Origin of the sequence: Aquimarina addita (assembly GCF_039539305.1) — a bacterium.
Taxonomy (GTDB): domain Bacteria; phylum Bacteroidota; class Bacteroidia; order Flavobacteriales; family Flavobacteriaceae; genus Aquimarina; species Aquimarina addita.
Window position 1 is genome coordinate 23,522 of record NZ_BAABCW010000006.1, and the last position, 20,709, is coordinate 44,230.

Below are 20,709 nucleotides of genomic sequence, written 5' to 3' on the forward strand. Positions count from 1 at the left end.
GGCTTAAAAGAAATGGACAAGATTTATTACAAGTAACTCAAGTTAAATTTCTTATTACTGTTTAAAAAAAAGCAGATCATAAGCCGGATTCTGTATCCAGAATATGGATCCCTATCATTTATCTAGCCCTGATATTACTATCAGGATCGAACCGCCTACCCTCCAGCATCGGGCGTGCAACCCTTAAAAGCTGGTATACATGGCGTTGCACCGCATAGAGTTTACCTGGTTTCACTACAGCCTTACCTGTACATACTTTCTGCTGCACTTGTCCTCATCTCTCGATGGACGGGTGTTACCCGCTATACTGCACTATGGTGTCCGGACTTTCCTCTCTCTCATTAATGAGACAGCGATAAGGTGATCTGCTTTAACGCAAAAGTATAACAATTCTAAGTTCTGAATTCTCAATACTGAATTAATTTTTGTTTATTAATTTTTATCGTAAAAACTACAATAAACAAATCATCATAGAACTATCACTCAACTTATTTATGTTTAATAGAATATCTGAAGAAATTAATATTTACTAAAAATAAAATAATTTTGAAACTGTTAATAACTCAGCATAAAAACCAAAGGATACGATTCTTATTTTGACTGCAATTTTTAACTTTGTATTTCTATGGAGCATTTTATAGTATCTGCGCGTAAATACAGACCCCAAACATTTAAAGATGTTGTGGGTCAACAAGCTATTACCAATACATTACTTAATGCAATTGATAATAATCATCTTGCACAAGCTCTATTATTTACAGGACCTCGTGGTGTAGGAAAAACCTCTTGTGCACGAATATTAGCTAAAACCATCAATCAGCAAGGAGAACACGATCCTGATGAAGATTTTGCCTTCAATATTTTCGAATTAGATGCTGCTTCCAATAATTCAGTAGATGATATACGCAGTCTTATTGATCAGGTTAGAATTCCTCCCCAGGTAGGAACTTATAAAGTATATATTATTGATGAGGTTCATATGCTTTCGCAAGCTGCTTTTAATGCATTTCTGAAAACATTAGAAGAACCACCAAAACATGCTATTTTTATTCTGGCAACAACAGAAAAGCATAAAATTATACCAACTATCTTATCACGTTGTCAGATTTTTGATTTTAAAAGAATAACAGTAACAGATGCAAAAAATCACTTGATGCAAGTTGCAGAAAGTGAAGGTATCATTGCCGACGAAGATGCATTGCAAATCATCGCTCAGAAAGCTGATGGTGCAATGCGTGATGCACTTTCTATTTTTGATAGAGTAGTTAGTTTTAGCGGAAAAAATCTTACTCGACAAGCGGTTACAGAAAATCTGAATGTACTGGATTATGAAACTTATTTTAAAACTACTGATCTTATTCTTACTAATAATATTCCACAATTATTAATCGAATTTAATGAAATTCTAGCTCAAGGGTTTGATGGACATCATTTTATAGCCGGTCTTGCATCTCATTTTAGAGATTTACTGGTTTGTAAAAATCCGGCAACTATTAATTTGCTAGAAGTTGGAGAAGCAACGAAAACTAAATATCACGAACAATCGCAGCAATCTTCTTATCCCTTTTTAATGAGAGGTATAGAATTAGCTAATGACTGTGATTTAAAATATAAAACTAGTAGAAACCAGCGTCTACTGGTCGAACTGTGCTTGATGCAACTCGCCTCTATCCTTACTCAGGATGGAGAAAAAAAAAATGACCAACCTTACATAATTCCACCAGAGTATTTTAGACAAAAAGGAATTCAACCTATTCATATTACATCAGAGGTCAAAAAAAAGGCAGATGATAAATTAGTAAGCCAATCAGTTGTTACTGAAAAAGAACAAATTTCAGAAAAAGCTGTAGATGCCTCTACTAACAAAGTAAAAATACCAGAACAAACCACCACAACAAATGAAGTTCTACCTACAAATATAGAAGATACTCCAGTTGTTATCGCTAATAAAACTATATCACATCTTCGTGAAAAAAGAACATCAGGACTATCATTAAATAGTATCCGAAGAAAAAAAGAACATCAAGAAAATAAAGTAGAAAAAGTTATAGATCCTACTAACCTACCTACAGATGCCTTTGATGAATCACAAATGCAAACCGCCTGGAAGGAATACGGAAAAATGCAGGACAAAAAAGGAGAACGTATCATAGGATCCATGTTTGCTATGAACACTCCTATACTAAAGGAATTTGAAATTCATTTAGAACTACCCAATGAATCTATGAAAGTAGATTTACAAAATGCAGAATCAGGTCTCTTACAATTTCTATATAGAAAGTTAAATAATTATAGTATTCAATTGAAAGTTACTGTGAATGAAGAAGCTTCTAAAAAATATGCTTTTACCCCACAGGATAAATATGACAAACTAAAAGAGAAAAATCCATTAATTGATAAACTAAGATCTTCTTTTGACTTGGATATCTAAAAAATTTTATCAAAAATTTTTTAGTCATAGCCTGTCTTAATAAAATATTCTTTCTGGTGTTTTTATCTTTATTCATTATACCGTTCTCTTATACTCGTTAACTTTGGGATATTATTCCTGAAAGCATTAATTTTGCGTACTAATAAAAAAATGCTAATGCTAGGTCTAAAACTCCCTACAGATCCAAGATGGGTTAATATTGTAGAAAAGAATATTAAAGAGATATTAATTGACCACGCTTATTGTGAACAAAAAGCAACTTCTACAGCCATTTCATTGATTGTAAGTTTCCCGGAATATACAGAGTTGGTACAGGAAATGACAGCATTAGTAAAAGAAGAAATCAGCCATTTTAAAATGGTTCATGACAAAATTATTGAACGAGGTTGGACTTTAGGCAGAGACCGTAAAGATCATTATGTGATACAGTTACTTAGTTTCTTTCCCAAAGGAGGTAGTAGAACTACTCAACTGGTACATCGTTTATTATATGCAGCATTAATTGAGGCTAGAAGTTGTGAACGATTCAGGTTATTATCAAACGAATTAGAAGATAAAGAATTAGCTGAATTTTATAAAAACTTAATGGTCAGTGAAGCTAATCATTATACCATGTTTCTCAATTTTGCCAGACAGTACGGTAACAGAATAGAAGTGGATCAAAAATGGCAAGAACTTCTAACATTTGAGGCTCAAATAATGAAAGAATTAAGCAAAAGTGAATCTATACACGGATAAAAACTGAAAACGCTTATACTTTCTTATACTTTTATGTAATTGCTACTTAAAAACAATGTGCCACCATTAATTTTTGACACTTTTACTCAGTAAGACAAACTTTTGGAATTTACTTAATTATCAAAACATAAATTGCTCTTCTAAATAAACTACCTCGATCCAAAAGCATAAGGTATTAAAAATAAGACCACTTCACTACAAGCAGTCATAAAAAAAGATTCCTTTATTATGATCCTATGTGCTACATTCAGAACCTAGGAGAATGCTATTGATAAAAAACAAAAAACTCACATAAAGTGAGTTTTTGTTTTACTTTTTTATTGCCGCTTTTATAACCTATACCCTACAGATAATTGAATAACGGTATTGTTACCATCAAGACTAATTCCTAAATCTTCATCATCAAAAACATTAGCCAGTCCATATGAATATCTTGCTGTTGCAAAAAAGTTATCTGTTATATTTACCCCTATTCCACCTACCACAGCATAATCAAACGTATTAAAATCTACATTATCATTCTGGTTATCCTCCCATTCCCAAATTTTAATTCCTGCCTGTGGTCCAAGTTGAATATTAAATATATGATTGAAATTATATTTAAATAATATAGGAACCTGAATATAATCAGCTCGTAAATCTTCTTCTTTATTTCCTTGTCCGGAATACTGAATTTCAGGTTGGATACTAAGCTTTTCATTAAAAGCATATTCTGCAAAAAAACCAACTACTACTCCTATTCTACCTGTATCAAAATCATCTGCAATATCATCTGAGCTTATAGAGCTTATGTTTGCGCCTATTCTTACACCATATCTGGAAGCCTGAGCAACTCCATAATTAGAACCTAATAATAATACAGTGGCAATAAGTAATGCTTTTTTCATAATATTTAAAAATTTATTAGCCGACAATTTAACATAAAAAAATGAGGATTAAAAGTTAATCTAGTAGTTACCTGATGTTTTTACACGTGTATAAATGTCTACAATCATTTTATATTTAATTTTTCATTGTATAATGATTTAATAATCCCGTCAGATAATCCTATTTTTGGAACATAAATTTGCCTGGCAGCACTCCATTTCATAGCTGATAAATAAATTCGTGTTGCAGGTAAGATAACATCAGCTCTATCCTGATTTAGATTTAATTCCCAAATTCGTTCTTCATAGGTCAATGAACTTAATAGTTTATAATATGAACTAAGGTATAGATATGATAAAGGCTTCCCTATTCTTTTCCCACTATTTTTGAATATATTATTAATATTTCCACCGGATCCAATTAAAGATATTCGGGTATAACCCTTTGTGTGTTGTCTAATCCATACCTCTACTTCTTTCCAAACATCATTAGTAACTAAATCATTTAGTAGTCTTACAGTTCCTAGCTTGAAAGATTTTGAGATAATCGTATTACCATTATGATATAATGTAAACTCTGTACTCCCACCTCCTACATCAACATATAGGTAAGTCGCATCAGAATTGATTAATTCCTTGAGGTCAGTCATCGCAATAATTGCAGCTTCATCTGTACCATCAATAATATCTATCTGTAACCCTGTTTTTTCTTTTATTAAGGAGACTAGTTCAGTTCCATTTTCAGCTTCTCGCATTGCAGAGGTAGCACAGGCTTTGTAGCGCACTACTTTATGGGTTTTCATAAGAAGTTGGTATGATTGCATGGCATCTAGCATCCTTACAATATTATCCTCTGAAACTTTTTTAGTAAGGAATACATCTGCTCCTAATCGAATAGGCACACGTACTAAACTTGTTTTTTTAAATCTGGTCTCTTTGCCTTCCTCTTCGTGAACGCTACTAATTAATAATCTTACCGCATTGGAGCCAATATCAATGGCTGCATATTTTTCTATTGTCAACAAAATATCTAATTTCCTGATTTTCTTAAATAATAATCATAAGTAGCTATTTGCGACCTGACTTTTACCTTTTCGTTTCTAATATAACAATTATCCTGATCTTTGGAAAGATTTCTTGCTTTGATGTTATCACTCCAGCATATCTCAAAAGTATCAATTAACTCCTCTTTGATATCAATATCATATATAGGACAGGAAATCTCTACTCGTCTATCCAAATTTCTTGTCATCCAATCAGCAGAAGATATATATACCTTATGATCCCCTCCATTCTGAAAAATATACAATCTTGAATGTTCTAAGAATTTATCTATAATACTAATAACCCGAATATTTTCACTTATTCCCGGAACACCCGGAACAAGACAACATATCCCCCTCACAATTAAATCAATTTTTACTCCTGCCTTACTGGCCTCATATAACTTATCAATCATAGGATAATCACTAAGACTGTTTAGCTTTAACTTAATACCAGCAGGAATTCCGGATTCACTATTCTTAATTTCTTTATTTATTAATTTAATAAGCGCATTTCTCGTGTAATGTGGAGAAACTAATAGGTGCTTGTAGGTACTAACTTTATAATTAATTTCAAAAAACTTAAAAACTTTATTCGTTTCTTTAAGGATAGCTTCATTAGTCGTAAATAATGTATAATCAGTATATAACTTGGCAGTAGATTCATTAAAGTTACCAGTACTTATAAATCCATATCTTCTTAATTTACCTCTTTCTTCTCTTTCTATAATACAAGTTTTGCAATGAACTTTCAATCCAGAAACTCCAAAAATGAGATGAACTCCTTCACGTTGCATTTGTTCTGCATATCTAATATTTGCAGCTTCATCAAAACGTGCCTGAAGCTCTATCTGTACTGTTACACTTTTCCCATTCTTTGCAGCATTAATCAATGAACTTGCGATGTGAGAAATGCTAGCTAGCCTATAAATAGTAATTTTAATTGTCTTAACCTTAGGATCAATTGCAGATTCCCTTAGAAATTTTACTGTATATGAAAACGTATGATATGGAGTATATTGTAAAAAGTCTTTTTTAGAAATTTTATCCAACAAACTTCCTTGTAAACTTAATCCTGCAATCGTAAGTGGTAATAAAGGCTGGTAGACTAAACCTTGCCTTCCAAGATCAGGGAAATTCATGTAATCTCTACGATTATGATATTTACCACCAGGAATAATACTATCCGTATTATCAATACCCATCTTATTCATCAAAAAGGCAAGTGTATCTTTATCAATCGTTTTATCATACACGAATCTAACAGGTTCTCCATCACGTCTCGACTTCACACTACTTGATATTTTCTGAATAAAACTTTTACTAAAATCATTATCCAAATCCAACTGGGCATCCCGAGTAATCTTTATCATATGTGCAGATGCACTATCATAATCGAATATACTGAAATTGATCTGCATACAATATCGTATCAAATCATCCAATAACATAATATATTGTTTACCGTCTTTTTCAGGAAGGACCACAAAACGATCTGTATTTTTAGGGATTTCTATAAGCGCATAAATCTTCTCCTTGGTTTTTTGGTTGAGCATTTTTGAGATCGCTCCTTCTTTAGGAACCTTATCTTTTAACACTAATTTTACCGCTAAATATGCTACACTATCTTTAAGGTGTGGAAATTTATCGATATCATTCAGAATATATGTAACCAATGCCGGACTTACTTTATTTATAAAATACTTCCGGATAAAACTATCTTGCTCAATAGTAACTTCTTTTTCATCAATGATAAAAATAGAATGCTGCTTTAATTGCTCACCAATACTGTTTATTATTTTTAAACTTTCTGATTGTTGCTTAATCACTATTTTAGTAATTTGCTCTAATAGTTGACTGGCTGTCTTACCTTTTAAAACATTTTTACCACCCCTACCTGCTAAATCAATTCTTTTGATAGTAGCATATCTTACCTTAAAAAATTCATCTAAATTATTTGAAAAAATTCCTATGAATCGTAATCGTTCAATAAGCGGCACACTATCATCAGACGCCTCTTGCAAAACACGTGCATTAAATTGTAACCAACTTAATTCTCTGTTTATATAAGGGTTTGTTACTTTTTCAGTCATTTATCTCAGTTCTTTAGGGAATAATGTGAATAAGTTTTTTCCTACAGATATATTTTGCCATTCTTCAACATCAAAATGGATAGCAACAACACCAGCGGTAGGTAAATTATAAATTATTTCACTTCCAAACATGTTTACAATAGAGGTTAAAGCATGGTTATGTCCAAAAATCATAAGGCTACTAACCTGATTACTACAACTTTTTATAACTTCAATAACCTGATGCCCATCAAAGTCATAAAGTTTTGGTTCTAAACTAAATACACTTCTATCAATAGTAAGATGACTCAGCACAATATCTGCTGTCATTTGTGTCCTTTTTGCATCACTACAAAGCACCTGATCTACCGGGTTTATTAAAGAAATTAGCTTTTTACCTATTAAACCTGCATCATTTACTCCTCGCTCATTCAATGGACGATTACGATCCTCTACATCATACTCCCAAGATGATTTAGCGTGTCTTATTATATACAAAGTCTTCATTGTTTCAAATCGAATTTTAAACCTATAAATTTTATACATACAAGTTTAAGAATTAGCTTTTACAATTCGCAACATAATCTCATAAAATAGTTATTCTATTAAACAACTACTCTTAAAACTGCATATATCATATATATACAAAAAAATCTAAAAACAGGCATTCACATATGCCTTGAGTGGCATAAAACAATGAGAATGAAGCCAATATCAGTCTTCTTTTAATCGATAAAATCTAATCTTATATCGAAAAGTTTAGTTTTTGTCAGTTTTATTAAATGTTAAAATATAAATTTACATGTGGTTTCCCCTTAGATTTAAATAGTATTTCGCCCAAAGTAAACTGTGGATCACGCAGTTAAAATGGATTGTTAAATGAAAAATTTTACAGTTTTAAGGATCTTGGAAAAACTTTACAATACAATGAAAACATTAAAAATAAAGAACATATTATTACTTTTTATATGTTGTTCTATGGCTATTAGTTCCTATAGCCAAGTCGAAGTTCCTCTTGAAAAAAGAACAGAATTTACTATAAAAGGAGATTTGAAATTTGTTTCTAATACTATCTTGGGAAAGATTAGCAATGATGATGGTACTCATATATTTGATCCTAACAAAAGCTATAATGAAGGAGGGTTGAATAATCAGTTTCAGATGGGTTTTATCGATATAGATAATGATCCTACTACCTTTAATTCCAGCAGTGCAGATCTAAATGTAACTTCTAACTGTGCTAATATAAAACATGTTGGTTTATACTGGACTGCAGCTTATGCCGACACAAACAGGGAACACGATATAACATCTGTAAAAATAAAATATCCTGGATCTGATACCTACAAAACTATACGTGATGGAAAAATAATCCATGATTATTATAATGATCCAAAATCTCTTTTTAAGCAATATTCTTGTTATAAAGATATTACTAAAGAGGTATTAAGTTTAGAAAATCCTTTAGGAACCTATACGCTGGCTAATATCCCTGCAACCACTTCTGCAGTAAATAATGATGAAACTTTAGGGAATGGGCTTGCGGGTGGATGGACTATGATTGTTATTTATGAAGATACTTCTATGCCTCGTAAGCGTTTTTACGTATATGATGGATTTGTTAATATAGATTCTAAAGCTAAACCTGTAGAATTTTCTTTTGATAATTTCCAAACTATTCCAGAAGGAGCAGTATATGGTAAAATTGGAATTATTTCTTATGAGGGTGATAAAGGAATACGAGGAGATCGTTTTAGAGTACTTTCTAATGAGACTAATAAATATAAAGGGTTGTCGGATAATAATAATCCGTTGAATAACTTTTTTAATGCTAATATTACAGAAGACGGAAAAAATATAACCACACGTGTTCCTGCAAGTCAAAATACGCTGGGTTATGATGCGGATTTATTTAGTATAAAAAACCCAAGAAATAGCATCATCGGTAATAATCAGACAGAAGCTAAATTTAGTTTATTGACTGATAATGATGGGTATTCTGTTAATGCTGTTGCATTTAGCATTGAAATATATGAGCCTGCTATACATATCATTAAAAGATCTAAATATGTAGATAACAGTTTTGTCTTTCCTGGTGATATAGTAACTCCAGATCAAGAAATTGTATATAGCCTCACAGTGTACAATGATGGTAATGATGATGCAAAAAACACAGTTATAAAAGATATATTACCAGAAAATGTGCTGTTTTCTAAAGAATCTTTAATTCTTCCTTCAAAAAGAGTAAAAGTGAATTACGATAAAAGTACCAGAGGATTAAGCTTTATAATCCCAAACAAAATGGTAAAATTGGATAGTGATCCTTTTGAAATCAAGTATACTGTAAAAGTTAACACTAATTGCGATTCATTAAATGAAACTGGTGAAGTTAGTATCATGGACCAGCCAGTAACTGCAGAATTTAACGGCTCGCTTAATGAAACGGTCAAATATTCTAAAGGATATAACCACTTAAATGCTTGTAATCTTCCTGATTATTATCAATTAAAACTGGCGGTGGACATTAGTGGTCTAAATTGTCCAAATGCAAATACAGATTTTGTTTATGCTACTAATGATTTAGAAAAAAGTGTCTTAGAGAAAAGTACCTTGGATAATTCAAAAAATAATCAAAACTCTGGTATTAACGAAGAAGATATTGTGACCACAGAAAATGAAGCAGCTTCTAGCCTTGTATCTAAAATTAAAAAAAATACCACTTTAAACGATCTCATCAATCTTAATGAGATATACTTCGAATTTGATAAATGGGATATTACAGAGCGTGCAATTGAAGAATTAGATAAAGTTGTTGTTTTAATGACTAAAGACTTCCCTGATATGCTTATCAAAATTGAAACACATTCTGATAGTCGGGGGAATACTGATTACAACCTCACACTATCACAAAAGAGAGCAGAATCAATATACCAATATCTGATTAGTAAGAAAATATCTTCAAACAGAATACTTTCATACGTAGGTTTTGGTGAAGCCAAACCAGTAAATGAGTGTATCGACGGAGAAAATTGTTCTGAAGAGGAATATAAAAGAAACAGAAGATCTAGTTTTGTAATTATGTAGCTTTAATACACACAATAGATTATGGTGCAAGCCTATCTATTTTCCATTTATTTTCCTCTAATAACTGATATCTAATCCTATCGTGCAATCGATTAGGTCTACCTTGCCAAAATTCAAATTCTAAAGGTTTTACAACATAACCACCCCAAAACGGAGGTTTAGGGATGGATTGATCTTTATATTTTTCTTCTAGTGCACTTAGATTATCTTCCAGTATACTTCTAGAACTAACCACATTACTTTGATTAGAAGCCCAGGCTCCCAGCTGGCTCCCTTTAGGACGAGATTGAAAATAAGCAATACTGTCTTCTTCTTTTATTCGATCTACTTCTCCTTTAATAATAACTTGTCGTTCTAAATTAGGCCAGAAAAAGGAGATGCAAACCTTATTATTTATTGAAATAGCTTTTCCTTTCTCTGAATCATAATTCGTATAAAAAACAAAACCTTGCTTATCATAATGTTTTAATAAGACAATACGTGTCTTAGGAAAACCGTCCAGACCATGAGTAGCTACTGTCATCGCATTCGCCTCTTCTATTCCACCATCTTCTTCTACTTCTTTAAACCAATCCGAAAATAATTCAATAGGTTGTACTGAAATTTTATTTTCATCCAGAATCATTTTATCGTATGATTTTCTATATGTTTTGAGATCTCTATTCATCCTATGATTTTTATAATACAAAACTACAGCATTTTGATATCAAAATTCAAAAACTTTACCATCATCTCCGATTTCTACTTGATCAAAAACCGTTTGTGCTTCTTTTCTAAACAATTCTATATCGCCATATCTAGTAGAATAATGGCCCAAAACCAATGTTCCTACACAAGCCTTCTTAGCAATCGTTGCTGCTTCAATAGCTGTACTATGTCCGGTTCTTTGACACAATGCTTTATGACTTTCCAGAAACGTTGATTCATGATATAATGCTGTTACTCCTTCTATCAATGATATTTTATCTTCATTATACTTAGTATCACTACAAAAAGCATAACTTTTTACGGGGTCAGGGTTTTGAGTAAGTAACTCATTAGCGATGACAGTACCGTCATCTTGCATCACATCTTTTCCTTTCTTAATAGACCGATAATATGACACATCTATATCATAGTTTAACACTTTGCTCATCACCAATTTTCTTTCTCCTGGTTTCTCCTGAAATAAGAATCCATTACAATAAATTCTGTGCTGCAAGGGAATTGTTTTGACCACCACTTTTTCATCCTCAAAAACTAATTCTGATTGATTATTAGTAAGTTCATGAAAATGTAATGCATAATCTGTCCAGGAATTAGAAAGCTTAAGTTGTAGTGTAATTGCTTCTTTAATTCCCTTAGGACCATATATGTGAAGTGGATTCTCTCTATTCAACATCCTGAATGTAGACACCAAACCAACTAAACCATAAAAATGATCTCCATGAAGATGAGATATAAAAATATGATTAATTCTGGAAAATTTAATTTTATTTCGTCTCAGTTCCACTTGTGTTCCTTCTCCACAATCTATTAAAAAAATATGATTGTTGATTTCTAACACTTGCGAAGTAGGATTAGTAAAAGTACGCGGAGTTGCAGAATAGCAACCTAAAATAGTTAGTTTCAAAATAACCTTAAATTCATTTAAAATTTAACAAAACAGTGGTGGTAAATATTGTTCAAAATAACTGGTACTATTTTAAATAATCAAATGCACATCACCAGATCAATTGGCAAAAGAATCAAAATTTGTAAGCATAGAAATATAACCTTCTACAGTTGATTTTCTATATCCAGTAGCTCCGAGAACAGTTCCTTGTTTATTCAATACTAATAACACAGGGAAAACCATTTTTTTATTATAGCGTTCTGCTAATTTCATGTTTCTATTTTCTTGTTCCTCACTCAGTTTATTCTTAGAACGCTTTGGAAAATCGGCCTTTACCCAAATGAATTTTTGATCTGCAAATTCTTTAAATTCAGGATCCGAAAAAATTCTTTTTTCTAATTTAATACAAGGAGGACACCAATCAGATCCAGTAAATAAAAGGACTATATTTTGATTTTTCTCTTTTGCTAATGCAATCGCATCTTCAAAATTATATTGCCAATCCTGTGCATGAACGGACGTATAAAAAATGAAGGATAGTAAGAAAATCAGTAGTTTTAATGTATTCATAAATTATCAGACGAAATAAAACATATGCACTTACGTTTTTAACGCTAAAATAATAAACTGAACCACTTCATAAACGAATAATCCCTTAATATCGTAAACTTTTTATAACCTAAATACCCAAATCTCTTTCAATCTCTTCCATTTCTATCAAATCATGCGCTTCCTGAAGCGTAGGAACAATGGTAATTCCATCCGGAGCATTGTCATAAGCAATCTTATCAGTAACAATTACAAAGGATCTATTAGATGATTTATACTTTTTAGAAACCCGGATAAATTCATTTATACCATCAAATGAAATGTTTTTTATTGAAAATAAATTGATGATAATATTGTCATTTTTTATGGACTCATATGCATCTTCTACTCCTTTTACAAACTCTACTAGTGTAGCTTTTTCCTGAGTGATAATTGTGGTTGAATCTTTTTTATCGAATATCATATATCTATTGTTTTATTTTTGAAGCTAAAAGGTAGATAACCGCCATCCTAACTGCGACACCGTTTTGAACTTGATCTAATATAATTGCCTGATCAGAATCTGCAACATCGCTTGTGATCTCTACGCCACGATTAATAGGACCCGGATGCATAATTACAATTTCTTTATTCAGGCTTTCCAATATTTCTTTATTTACTCCAAATTGCTGCGTATACTCTCTAGTAGAAGGGAAATAACTTATTTCCATACGTTCATTTTGTACACGTAACATATTTGCAACATCACACCAATTTAATGCTTTTTTTAAATCTGTTTCTACCTGAACACCTAATTTCTCAATATATTTAGGTATTAACGTTTTGGGCCCACAAACTTTCACTTCGGCTCCTTGCAATTTGAGAGCAAATATATTGGAAAGTGCAACTCTGGAATGCAAAATATCTCCAACAATAACTATTTTTTTACCTTGAACCTCTCCTAATCTTTCTCTAATCGAATAAGAATCCAGTAATGCTTGCGTAGGATGTTCATGGGCACCATCCCCTGCATTTATAATACTTGCATCTACATGTTTAGAAAGAAAAACACCTGCCCCTGGATTAGGATGTCTCATCACAACCATGTCTACTTTCATTGACAGAATATTATTCACAGTATCAATGAGGGTTTCTCCTTTTTTAACAGAAGAAGATGCAGCAGAAAAATTAATTACATCTGCAGAAAGTCTCTTCTCAGCAAGTTCAAAAGATAAACGTGTTCGTGTACTATTTTCAAAAAACAGATTAGCAATAGTAATATCTCTAAGCGAAGGAACTTTTTTAATCGGACGGTTAATCACTTCTTTAAAATGATCTGCGGTTTGAAAGATTAGATTAATATCTTCTTTGGTTAAATATTTGATCCCTAATAAGTGATTGACACTTAATTCGCTCATTTTGTTTCTTAATTTATGTTTTTTCTATACTAATCCTAGAGATAAGTATTTTCTTGTATTCTATTATCGGTTCTAATACTATTATTAATTGAATAGATTCTTTAATTATTCACAAGAAGCACCACATCCTCTCCTTCATTCTCTACCCAACATACTTTTACTTTTTCCATATTGATAGCATCCACTTGCCGACCTCTATAATTAGGTTGTATGGGCAGGTGTCTGCTAAAACGTCTGTCAATTAGAGTCAATAATTCTATTTCTTTAGGCCTTCCAAACGATTGTATAGCTGTCAATGCAGATCTGATACTTCTACCAGTGTATAATACATCATCGATGAATACAACACGTTTATCTTCTACAGTAAAATCAATATGTGTTTTATTAGCTTCTAAAATTTTTTCTCCTCTTCTAAAATCATCACGATAAAAGGTAATATCCAGATGTCCCAATTTAACATCTTTCAACCCATAATCCTCTGATAAAATATTCTTAATTCTATTGGCTAAGAAACCACCTTTAGGTTGCACTCCAATAAGAACCGTTTCATTAAAATGCGTGTGATTCTCTATTAATTGACAAGCCAAACGATGCAGAATAATATGTACTTCTTTTGCGCTAAGTAATATTTTTTGACTCATAATATCTAAATGAATACCTTAATTACAAAAGTAATTAAAATTTAGAAGTAACCAATGAGAAGGATGCTATTAAACAAATCAATAAAAACTTAAAAGAACATCAATAATCTTTTATACTAATTCATCAATGATTAATTGGTAATTATTCTTTCATTTCTACCCATTCACCGCCATAAGGAATCATATAAGGTGGACTAGCAGGAGAAGGATAAAAGTCTGCATAGGGATCTTTATAATCATATATCTTCCCGGATTTTTTATCTAATTTATAAGTAATAGGATAGGAATGTCCTATCTGGATTGCATAAAAACTTTCGCGTTCTCTAATAATTGTATTGATAGAATTTTTGTTAATATGATACATATCGTCATTGGTATTATTAAGAGCGAGAACTTTATCAATAGCTATTTCCTTTTCTTTAGTAGCACGATATATATATCTATTCAAACTAAAACCAGTAGAATATTCATCAGGAATTGAAGAAGCTTCTAATCCTGTAACCTTATCCAAATAAACAAACACCCCTATTTTTAAATAAAACTCAGAATCAGATAGATAACTCAGATATATGATAGGGGATCTCTCCATAAATATCACTTTAACCCGCATCTCATTATAATACACAGAAACATGTAAGTTTTCATCCTTTATTAATGACTTGGGGTCGTCACTAACTGCTTTTGACGCTGTTGCAATGATAGCATCTCTTCCTAATGCAATCGTTTGATCTACTTGTTCTTTGAATTTTTTTAAATCTTCCTCAGAATGCATCTTTCCCAATTGACCTGTCATAATATTTGTTAATAAATTAAATATGAATACACTATATACTAATTTCATAAATACAACTGTTTCTATTACACAAATATCAGAAAAAACACCTTCCCACAAATCACTGTTTTCAGTGATAAAATACATACTTCAAACTAAGTGCGTGTGTTATCCCAAGGATTATCCTAAGTCTGTTTAAGTCCAAGACCTAATTTACATCCTTCTACAGCTAACTTAAGAATAACCACTTTTAATTTATCACCAACATTAGTAAAATCAGATGGGTGCTTATTTTTCTTAGTCTAAGAAAGATCAGAGATATAAATTAATCCATCTCTTCCTTCTTCTAATTCTACAAATACTCCAAAATTAGTAATGTTACGATCGATACTAGTATGTTTAGAACCTACACAGGGTATTTTGATGTAATATCAATCCAAGGATCGGAGTTTAATCGTTTAACACCAAGAGACATTTTTCTTTTTTCTCTATCTAATGTTATATTAACAACTTTTATGATATCACCAACTGATATCTGAGAATCTTCTTGAAAAAAGCGTAGGGCTATATCTTTTAGATTTGAAGATATAGCCCTTACTACATTTAAGACATTTAAATCATTATGTATTGCTGCAAAAAATCGCAATGCAGGCTTTTTTTATGCAACCTGTCCCGCTCCAGATGAAGGAAATACTCATTTTATAAATCACATAAAAATCAATTCCTCTTTATATTAACGAATATGCTCCTGGTTTCTTTTTTTCTTCGGTTGCTCAACCGAAAAGTTCAGAAATATCTAGTAAATGTTCCCTTAATTGAACCATAATATAAGAGGTTTATACCGCATTTGGAATCGTTGCTCAATTAAACTCTCCTGTCCCAGTTGCTGAAAAAGTAGAACCATAAAGGTCTACTCATGGTACTACCCTATTTTCAAAACCATAGGTTCAACCGAGCATACTAGTAAGTTCTTAAGGGTTTTATGGTTAAGCTATTTTATAAACTAACTTTTAATCTAAAAAAACACTCCGTTTTCCGTGTAATTTAAATCTAGACCAATACATGATTTATACGAGAAACATTTATTCACGTTTCATTGCAAATGATGCAAATAGGATCAAAGCCACCCCAACATATCGTCTAGAGTGGCTTTATTTTGATTTTTATAATCCCGAATAAACTGTTCTCATCATAATTAATAACTGACCACTATTTTGTTTACAAATTTCTTGTCATCCATATAAAATTGAACAATATAAACTTCGCTCTTCGATAAAGTAGCACTCTCATTCCACTCTAGTGTTAATTCTGTACCATTTCCGTTTTTTTCCGCTATCAAAGCTCCTGTAATAGAATATAGTTTAATAGCTATTTTATCATAAAACTTTTCTGTTCTATCTGATACTGTAATTCCTTGATTAGTTATAGAAGTTACTATCATATTCTCTAATTCAACTACTCCTGGAGTATCAACACTTAGCGTATTAGGCGTAGAACCAAGCCCATCACAAGGATAGCTTGGATTATTAGGATCTGAACAAGGACGTAATTCATCCCAATGATTTTGTACCACTCTTATTAATCTCGTAAAACTAAGTTGGTGACCATGTAGTAAAGGCATTCTACCATCAGTCATAGGATCACCATTATGAGCTATGTAATTACTAAAATCTTCTGGACTAGGCCCCCAAGTTTCCATATAACCAGAGCATCCTGTCACCCCTGTAGAATACAGCCTAAATGGATTACAATCTTCATAATCATTGGAATCTACGGGAGCAACGGGGTCTGGAGCCGTCCATAAACCTCCATCGAAATTATCAACTCCATATCCTCTATAAATTCTATCTGACCATTCTATAATTTCTGGATCACCTGCTGCATAAGCATACCAAGGCATCAAATTCTGCAAAAATGCATATCCAATAAAAACACCTCCTACTGTAGTTACATATTGTCTATCCCTTGTTTGATCAGGATCAGGGTGAATACCTCCTGCAGGACCATCAATATAGCCATAAGGATCAGCTGAAGATCCTTGCGTATCTAGTCTTGGATATAATGCTGAAAAATACCAATGAATATTATCCAAACCGTTTTGATCTCCCCACAGAGCTACACCATTTACTCCTCTATAAATTTGTGAATCTTCTTGAAAAGTAGTATTCTCCAAAGCATTAGGATCAGATGCAATTGCTCGCACTTCGTTTAAAATATCCAAATCGTCATACATTGCGGCAAAAAATGTTAATGCAGGCTTTTTACCTGCAAATTGCCCAGCACCTGAAGAAAAAGATATTCCCATTTTATAAATCGCATAGATATCAATACCTCTTTGCATGAGAGAATAAGTACCTGGCTCCTTTTCTTCATTTGTTTCTAAACCAAATAATTGAGAAATACTCTCCAAATAATATTGGCTCTGTGTGGCACCATAGTCGGGCTGTGCTGCATGAGGCACTGTACCTCTAAAAAATTCTCCAAATCCGGAAACCTTACCGTATAAATCTACCTGCGGTACTAACCAATCTTCGAAGCCTCTGGGCCCACCAATTGTTCCATGAGAACCATCTGATATTTGTGGTAATCTAGGCAATCGGTCCATGCGAACTTTATCAATAGTATACAATGGTTTCCAAGTCCCAGCTACAGGTGGTCTAAAACTTGTGCTTCCATTATTGAGAGGTACTTCTGCTAGAATTGTTAGAACCACTGCAGTATCCACACATCCAATTTCAATATATCTAGTACCACATCCAGTATTCTTAGCCTTGATCTTATAAATAGATTCACCAGCAGAAGCATTATAAGGCAGATTATTCATGATATTTAAGTCAGCACTATAAAAATCATACGGATTCAGTAAGCCCTGTTTTTGATCTTCATTTGCTAATAAATTTCCTTGAGTATCTCTTAATAGATCAGGATTAACGACAGCTCCATTAAACTCACCACTTGGAGTCATTTCAGTAAACTGTACAGTTCCATTAGGACTGTTAGGAACAATCCAATAATCTCCTGTTACAAACTGTCCATATTGACAATCTCCTCCATCACAGGTAAAAGAAAAAGTAAAGTCAACTCCATTCCGGCTGATAGTTAAGTTTGTTCCATTTTGGGCAAATGAAAGTGAAAAAATAAAAGAAAAAACAGTCTTACTAGTAAGGTCTTAAGAGATTTCATAGTTAAGTTTTTGATGTTATAAATTAATTCTCAAATAGTAGTATTACAAATAACAAAACTTTTAAAAAGAAAAAACACCCCGTTTTCCGTGAAATTTACACTAAACTAGAAACAATTGCTGGCCATTATCACTATTCATATACAATTGTATTTCGCTTTATTATACAAAAAAACCGTATGATAAAAATCATACGGTTTTATATCTGAAATAAAAAGAGTTTATTTTAATTTCCTCCTTTTTCCATTTTTGCTTTAAGCTCTGCTAAAACATCGATATCTCCAAGAGTTGTCTTTTCTCCAGAACTAGCTGCAGAAGCTTTCTTAGCTGCTTGCTTAACAATCTTAGCTTCTTCTTCTTTAAATAAAGCTGTATGAGAAGCTACCACTCTTTTGAATTCTTTGTTGAACTCAATAATTTGGAATTCTGCTTCATCACCTTTACCTAATTTCTTACCATCTTCTTTCTCAAGATGACGTGAAGGTACAAAAGCAACAATATCTTCATTGAAAACGATAGTAGCACCTTTGTCTACAATCTCTTCAATAGTATTAGTATGTTTAGTACCAACGGCAAATTCTGTCTCATACTTATCCCAAGGATTATCCTCAGTCTGTTTATGTCCAAGACTTAATTTACGTCCTTCTACATCTAACTCAAGAACAACTACTTCTAATTTATCACCAACATTAGTAAAATCAGATGGGTGCTTAATTTTCTTAGTCCAAGAAAGATCAGAGATATAAATTAATCCATCAATTCCTTCTTCTAATTCTACAAATACTCCAAAATTAGTAAAGTTACGAACGATACCAGTATGTTTAGAACCTACAGGATATTTTGATGTAATATCAGTCCAAGGATCCGGAGTTAATTGTTTAACACCAAGAGACATTTTTCTTTCTTCTCTATCTAATGTTAAAATAACAGCATCCACTACATCACCAACTTTTACAAAATCCTGAGCGGAACGTAAATGTGTTGACCAAGACATTTCTGAAACGTGAATCAATCCTTCTACACCTTCTTCTACTTCAATAAATGCACCGTAATCTGCAATAACAACTACTTTACCTTTTACCTGATCACCAACTTTAACTTCTTTTCCTAAAGCTTCCCAAGGATGTGGTTTTAATTGCTTAAGACCTAATTGAATACGTGTCTTAGCTTCATCAAAATCTAAGATTACAACATTCAATTTCTGATCAAGCTCTACCATTTCATTAGGATGGTTAATTCTAGACCAAGAAAGATCAGTAATATGAATTAGTCCATCAACTCCTCCAAGATCAACAAATACACCATAAGAAGTAACATTCTTCACGGTACCTTCTAATACTTGACCTTTTTCTAATTGACCAATAATTTCTTTTTTCTGCTCTTCGATATCTGCTTCAATAAGCGCTTTATGAGATACTACAACATTTTTGAATTCGTGATTAATCTTAACCACCTTAAATTCCATTGTTTTACCAACATATGCATCATAATCACGGATAGGCTTCACATCGATCTGAGAACCTGGCAAGAAAGCTTCTATACCAAAAACATCAACGATCATACCTCCTTTTGTTCTACACTTCACAAAACCATTTACGATTTCGCCTGTATCGTGTGCATTATTAACTCTATCCCAAGCCTTAATAACACGTGCTTTACGGTGAGAAAGAATCAATTGACCTGTCGCATCTTCGCGAATATCAATTAATACTTCTACCTTATCACCTACTTTAAGATCTGGATTGTAACGGAATTCATTTAATGAAATAACCCCTTCACTTTTTGCATTGATATCAATGATAGCATCACGATCAGTAAGATTAATTACTGTTCCTTCTACCACTTCATCATTTAAAGTGTCTACAAAATTCTCTGCCACTAATGTTTCAAATTCTTCCAGTTTTGCATCCTCTATAGGATCAATTCCTTCTTCATAGTTGTGCCAGTTAAAATCTGCTAAAAATTGTTCTGGATTTGCTTGTTGAGGAGATACTGCAGGAGCGGCCTTTGGCGCTTCTACTTCCTTAACATCTGTATTTTTTGTTTCTTCAGACATTGAAGATAAAATTTGTATTCTGTATTCATCAGAGAATCAACACGAAACGCGTACAGAAGCGTTAATTAAATTTAAATTTCAACCCTTTTTTATTCTCTTACTCGCTAAAAAGGAGTGCAAAATTACAATTTAATTTAATAGAAAACAAGAAGTTATCCAATACAACATCCTAAAGTTTTAATAATAATATTAAAATAGCTTAGTACTCCATAAAACCTTGTATTGGATATAAAATTAATTTAGAAAATTTATCATAAACAAACCATATCTCTTGATACACTATAG

At 32.2% G+C, this 20,709-nt stretch carries 16 protein-coding genes, 1 other RNA gene and 1 pseudogene; 3 read left to right on the forward strand and 15 right to left on the reverse strand.

Going from position 1 to position 20,709, the window contains the following annotated elements; genetic code table 11:
* Window positions 1-64 precede the first annotated feature (64 nt).
* Window positions 65-372: RNase P RNA component class A (rnpB, locus tag ABD816_RS08970), an RNA gene on the reverse strand.
* A 253-nt stretch (window positions 373-625) separates the two neighbouring features.
* On the opposite strand from rnpB, the gene ABD816_RS08975 reads away from it, so the two are divergent.
* Both ABD816_RS08975 and ABD816_RS08980 read left to right on the forward strand, forming a co-directional pair.
* Entirely contained in the window at window positions 626-2,431 is a 1,806-nt protein-coding gene (locus ABD816_RS08975) for a DNA polymerase III subunit gamma/tau (RefSeq protein ID WP_344926594.1), read from the forward strand.
* Window positions 2,432-2,587: 156 nt separating this feature from the next.
* Window positions 2,588-3,169 (forward strand): MiaE family protein, encoded by a 582-nt coding sequence (locus ABD816_RS08980; RefSeq protein WP_344926595.1) that lies wholly within the window; start codon window positions 2,588-2,590, stop codon window positions 3,167-3,169.
* 329 nt (window positions 3,170-3,498) lie between these two features.
* Here the strand turns inward: ABD816_RS08980 and ABD816_RS08985 are convergent, their stop codons facing one another.
* The 4 genes from ABD816_RS08985 to ABD816_RS09000 form a co-directional block, all read right to left on the reverse strand.
* Window positions 3,499-4,056, reverse strand: coding sequence for a porin family protein (locus ABD816_RS08985; protein WP_344926597.1), 558 nt, complete (start codon window positions 4,054-4,056; stop codon window positions 3,499-3,501).
* 104 nt (window positions 4,057-4,160) lie between these two features.
* Window positions 4,161-5,060 carry a Ppx/GppA phosphatase family protein gene (locus tag ABD816_RS08990; RefSeq protein WP_344926599.1) on the reverse strand — a complete coding sequence of 300 codons (900 nt, stop codon included), beginning with the start codon at window positions 5,058-5,060 and terminating at the stop codon, window positions 4,161-4,163.
* A gap of 5 nt (window positions 5,061-5,065) precedes the next feature.
* Window positions 5,066-7,171: a polyphosphate kinase 1 gene (gene ppk1 / locus ABD816_RS08995; protein WP_344926601.1), complete on the reverse strand. Its 2,106-nt coding sequence runs from the start codon at window positions 7,169-7,171 to the stop codon at window positions 5,066-5,068.
* A complete protein-coding gene (locus tag ABD816_RS09000) occupies window positions 7,172-7,657 on the reverse strand; it encodes a SixA phosphatase family protein (protein ID WP_344926603.1) in 486 nt (161 codons plus the stop codon).
* Between the two features lie 420 nt (window positions 7,658-8,077).
* On the opposite strand from ABD816_RS09000, the gene ABD816_RS09005 reads away from it, so the two are divergent.
* Window positions 8,078-10,234 (forward strand): OmpA family protein, encoded by a 2,157-nt coding sequence (locus tag ABD816_RS09005; RefSeq protein ID WP_344926605.1) that lies wholly within the window; start codon window positions 8,078-8,080, stop codon window positions 10,232-10,234.
* A gap of 19 nt (window positions 10,235-10,253) precedes the next feature.
* On the opposite strand, the gene pdxH is transcribed toward ABD816_RS09005, so the two are convergent.
* The 10 genes and pseudogenes from pdxH to rpsA form a co-directional block, all read right to left on the reverse strand.
* On the reverse strand, window positions 10,254-10,901 hold the full coding sequence (pdxH, locus tag ABD816_RS09010; RefSeq protein WP_344926607.1) for a pyridoxamine 5'-phosphate oxidase: 648 nt from the start codon (window positions 10,899-10,901) through the stop codon (window positions 10,254-10,256).
* A 39-nt stretch (window positions 10,902-10,940) separates the two neighbouring features.
* Window positions 10,941-11,846 (reverse strand): ribonuclease Z, encoded by a 906-nt coding sequence (locus ABD816_RS09015; protein WP_344926609.1) that lies wholly within the window; start codon window positions 11,844-11,846, stop codon window positions 10,941-10,943.
* Window positions 11,847-11,945: 99 nt separating this feature from the next.
* Entirely contained in the window at window positions 11,946-12,398 is a 453-nt protein-coding gene (locus ABD816_RS09020) for a thioredoxin family protein (RefSeq protein ID WP_344926611.1), read from the reverse strand.
* A 109-nt stretch (window positions 12,399-12,507) separates the two neighbouring features.
* A complete protein-coding gene (locus tag ABD816_RS09025; RefSeq protein ID WP_344926613.1) occupies window positions 12,508-12,840 on the reverse strand; it encodes a ribonuclease Z in 333 nt (110 codons plus the stop codon).
* Between the two features lie 4 nt (window positions 12,841-12,844).
* A complete protein-coding gene (locus ABD816_RS09030; protein WP_344926615.1) occupies window positions 12,845-13,774 on the reverse strand; it encodes an aspartate carbamoyltransferase catalytic subunit in 930 nt (309 codons plus the stop codon).
* A gap of 101 nt (window positions 13,775-13,875) precedes the next feature.
* Complete coding sequence (pyrR, locus tag ABD816_RS09035; RefSeq protein ID WP_344926616.1) at window positions 13,876-14,415, reverse strand: bifunctional pyr operon transcriptional regulator/uracil phosphoribosyltransferase PyrR; 540 nt, start codon at window positions 14,413-14,415, stop codon at window positions 13,876-13,878.
* A 142-nt stretch (window positions 14,416-14,557) separates the two neighbouring features.
* Window positions 14,558-15,256 (reverse strand): hypothetical protein, encoded by a 699-nt coding sequence (locus tag ABD816_RS09040; protein WP_344926618.1) that lies wholly within the window; start codon window positions 15,254-15,256, stop codon window positions 14,558-14,560.
* A gap of 119 nt (window positions 15,257-15,375) precedes the next feature.
* Window positions 15,376-15,722: pseudogene (locus tag ABD816_RS09045) on the reverse strand (S1 RNA-binding domain-containing protein); the annotation flags it as partial.
* A gap of 660 nt (window positions 15,723-16,382) precedes the next feature.
* Window positions 16,383-18,152, reverse strand: coding sequence for a hypothetical protein (locus tag ABD816_RS09050; protein ID WP_344926620.1), 1,770 nt, complete (start codon window positions 18,150-18,152; stop codon window positions 16,383-16,385).
* 442 nt (window positions 18,153-18,594) lie between these two features.
* On the reverse strand, window positions 18,595-20,424 hold the full coding sequence (gene rpsA / locus ABD816_RS09055) for a 30S ribosomal protein S1 (RefSeq protein ID WP_344926622.1): 1,830 nt from the start codon (window positions 20,422-20,424) through the stop codon (window positions 18,595-18,597).
* Window positions 20,425-20,709 lie beyond the last annotated feature (285 nt).